Below are 3,427 nucleotides of genomic sequence, written 5' to 3'. Positions count from 1 at the left end.
GCTGAAAATAACGTCAAAAACCTAGTGTTCAGCTCATCGGCCACCGTTTACGGCGACCCTGCTAGCTTGCCCATTAAAGAAGATTTTCCTACGGGCGCAACCAACCCTTATGGTCAGTCAAAATTGATGGTTGAGAATATTTTAGCTGACCTACATAATTCGGATAACAGCTGGAATATAGCTCGTTTACGTTACTTTAATCCTGTAGGTGCTCACGAAAGTGGCTTGATTGGCGAAGACCCTAACGATATCCCTAATAACTTGATGCCATTTATTGCCCAAGTTGCTGTTGGTAAACGTCAACAATTAAGCGTTTTTGGTGATGATTACAACACCCCCGATGGCACAGGGGTACGCGACTATATTCACGTTGTTGATTTAGCTATGGGTCACTTACAAGCACTTAAAAAACTGCAAACCAAACCTGGTTTAGTGACTTACAATCTCGGTACAGGCATAGGTTACAGCGTGTTAGACATGGTCAAGGCATTTGAGAAAGCTTGTGGTAAAACCATTGCTTATCAAATCAGTCCTCGCCGCCCTGGTGACATTGCAGCGTGTTATGCCGACCCAAGCTTTGCCGCTACAGAATTGGATTGGCGTGCAACCCATACCGTTGAAGATATGGCAAATAGCAGTTGGAAATGGCAATCAAATAATCCTGATGGGTATAATACCAACTCCAATAATTAAGTGACCAATCAGAGCCACTCAGGTTTTTCAGTTTAAGGTGCATTGTTGAAAGAATAGTTATTCCCTTATGAAATAATGCAACATAAAAATGGAAAGCCTGAGTGACTCCCGAAGGGCGAGTTTATGCGCCTTCTATGCTACTTAATAGTATTTTGACGGAGGACACTATGCCTACAATCCTATTACTTGCCTATAAGGCGCAAAATTCTCGCTGAATGAACAGTTAATTATTGGTATTTATTGCCAAGTGCTTAACAATTTTGTGCTGCAGTTAATGCTAATATTGACTGCAGCAAATATATTTAAGCTCAATTGGAACCGAAATGAACCAAGGTATTAATCAAAGTCGTCGTAATCTATTTAGTCGCAGAAAATCCAATGTCACCCGCCCGCCTTGGAGCAAAACGGATCAAGAGTTTACTGACAATTGCACACGCTGTGACAAATGTATTACCGCCTGCGAAACCCAAATAATTAAACGCGGTGAAGGTGGTTTTCCTGAAATAGATTTCACTAAAGATGAATGCACCTTCTGTGAACAATGCGTTGATGTGTGCCCAGAACCTGTATTTGATCGCGACCAATCCTTACCTTGGTCAATTACGGCTGCGATAAAAGACAACTGTTTAACCCATGAAGGGGTTTGGTGTCAGAGCTGTAAAGATGCCTGCGACCCACGCGCAATTAGCTTTATCATGGCTGTAGGCCAAGTGCCTAAACCCGTGATAGATACTGATGCCTGTACGGGTTGTGGTGCTTGCGTATCTCCTTGCCCTGCTGATGCGATACTTATAGGTCATCCAAACTAATTTATTTACAAAGCTAGTTTATCTACAAAAAATTAACGTTTTACAAATACGATTAGCGGTTTTGATTTGTTTTTCAACCTATCACGCTATATTACCGACATAATACAAACATGAGATCACTAAGATGTTTCGTCAAAAGCAACCTGCTAATCCACTCAGTTTTATCGCCCAAGAATGCCATTTAACCGGTAAACTCATTTTCAGTGGTGATGTGCTAATTGCAGGCCATGTTAGTGGTGATATCAAAGCGCAGGGCAATGTGACTATTGAGCCTAATGGCACTGTCGATGGTGATATTTTATGTCGAGAGTTAATGATTGCGGGACAATTAGCAGGTAAAGCACGCTGTAAAAAAATCACCCTCCATGAACAAGGTATTTTTGAAGGCGATGCTTATTGTGAAAATATTGAAATTTTAGATGGCGGCCAATTTTTGGGTTATCGTCACAGAGAGCCCCTTACGAATACTCCCTCAGAAAGTTAATCTGGCTGTTTAACAGCTGTTTTACCTGCCTGATAGCGCGAACAAGAGTCATCTATTTTTAACCAACTAACCTGCTCGTCAGTGTGTATATGATAAGTCGGCCGTACTAGGTTTGGTTGGTCTAAAGAGGCTATCGACAATGAAGTGTATTGTGGATAATCCAAATGTCGGTAAGTCAATGAACAACCACAGTGCTGACAAAAGCCACGCCGAATGTTCTCTGATGAAGCAAATTCATTTACTTGCCCCTGCAACCACTGCACTTGTTCACGATAAAAATCCATCCAACTCATTACTACCGCACCAGCGCTTTTACGACATTGATTACAATGGCAATGATCGGCATCAAATGGCATACCGTTAACTTGGTAACGTATCGCACCGCATAAACAACCGCCTTGTAATACCATTTGAACACCTGCTAATTGATTATGAGTCGTGTCATTCGATATCTGTCGCAGATACCGTGTGCTGCTGAGTTTGCAGCAGGGCTTGCTGTTGCCATTGGCGCAACAAGGCAACAAACTCTTTCGGTTCTCGGTCTAAACTATCAATCGATAAATACACATGGTAACCCAACTGTTCGTTCAACGTTTGACAGCGATGTCCAAACATTGCCAATACCCCACGGTAACGCTCACCGTTTACCACTAGCGGCGTAAATTCAGCCCCCAAATAACCTTCTAAACTTTGTAAATCTTCATCTTGGGTGGCCGCCGTCATGAGTAATGGCCGCTGTTCGGTCAGTAAACCAGTGGCTAGACGGGGTGAAATACAGTCTAAAATGGGATTAATCTGTTTAAGCTTAACGCCAATATAAGGTAGCTCAATCAACTCCAAGTTTTGATTTACTCTCACACAATCAACTCGTTGAATATTATGCCATTCAATAAACACTTGGCCGCGGCGATGAAAAAATGCCACTCCTGCAGCAGTTAGCTTAAAACTAACCGCTGGCTGATACACTTTAGCAACACCTAAAATAAGTGCCACGAAGCCTAATGCAAAGCACAACATTCCAACGGCAAAAAAACCGCTAAGTCCGATAAAAATAATCAAGCTAGCCATTAAACTAATGGCACCAACTACCGTTAAGGTTATGCCATTTCGTTTGGCAAAAGGGCTAATTAATAACTCGTCACTGACCACGGTTTGTCCTTTAAACTGAATAGAATAAATAAGGTTTGAAACATCGGCTTAAGCCTCTTGGCGAATACATTTAATCTTCACTAAATCATTTAATCAGCAGCCATGCCTTTAATATGAAGCCACAGCATGCCAACATATTCATGAATTGATTTTTGCGATGCTAGCAGTTGATCTGCATCTAAACGCCACCAGAAACCTTGATGTGCAATAAAATCACTCGGTGCAGGCTGGGGTTGCATTCCTAATGAGGTGAATATCATCATCGCCCTCGGCATATGAGTTGCTGAAGTCA

General features: G+C 42.0%; 6 protein-coding genes. 3 read left to right on the top strand and 3 right to left on the bottom strand.

Annotated elements, in window-relative coordinates:
• The 3 genes from galE to CXF78_RS17590 form a co-directional block, all read left to right on the top strand.
• Positions 1–693, top strand: a 693-nt coding sequence (galE, locus tag CXF78_RS17600) for a UDP-glucose 4-epimerase GalE (protein WP_102037487.1), incomplete at its 5' end; no start/stop codon positions are given.
• A gap of 323 nt (positions 694–1,016) precedes the next feature.
• Positions 1,017–1,502 carry a ferredoxin-type protein NapF gene (gene napF, locus CXF78_RS17595; protein ID WP_102037486.1) on the top strand — a complete coding sequence of 162 codons (486 nt, stop codon included), beginning with the start codon at positions 1,017–1,019 and terminating at the stop codon, positions 1,500–1,502.
• Positions 1,503–1,626: 124 nt separating this feature from the next.
• Positions 1,627–1,986, top strand: coding sequence for a bactofilin family protein (locus CXF78_RS17590; RefSeq protein ID WP_059747321.1), 360 nt, complete (start codon positions 1,627–1,629; stop codon positions 1,984–1,986).
• Here CXF78_RS17590 and CXF78_RS17585 read toward each other — a convergent pair.
• The 3 genes from CXF78_RS17585 to CXF78_RS17575 form a co-directional block, all read right to left on the bottom strand.
• Complete coding sequence (locus CXF78_RS17585) at positions 1,983–2,396, bottom strand: GFA family protein (protein ID WP_102037485.1); 414 nt, start codon at positions 2,394–2,396, stop codon at positions 1,983–1,985. The two genes, CXF78_RS17590 and CXF78_RS17585, sit on opposite strands and share 4 nt — an antisense overlap.
• A 31-nt stretch (positions 2,397–2,427) precedes the next feature.
• Positions 2,428–3,135, bottom strand: a complete 708-nt coding sequence (locus CXF78_RS17580; RefSeq protein WP_102037484.1) for a DUF2982 domain-containing protein — start codon at positions 3,133–3,135, stop codon at positions 2,428–2,430.
• Positions 3,136–3,224: 89 nt separating this feature from the next.
• A partial coding sequence (locus CXF78_RS17575) for a YdcF family protein (RefSeq protein WP_145991547.1) occupies positions 3,225–3,427 on the bottom strand: 203 nt, incomplete at its 5' end.

The organism is Shewanella sp. 11B5, from assembly GCF_002836795.1.
Classification (GTDB): Bacteria; Pseudomonadota; Gammaproteobacteria; order Enterobacterales; family Shewanellaceae; genus Shewanella; species Shewanella frigidimarina.
Note: the sequence above shows the minus strand (reverse complement) of the source record. Positions and strands in the feature narration are given on the sequence as shown.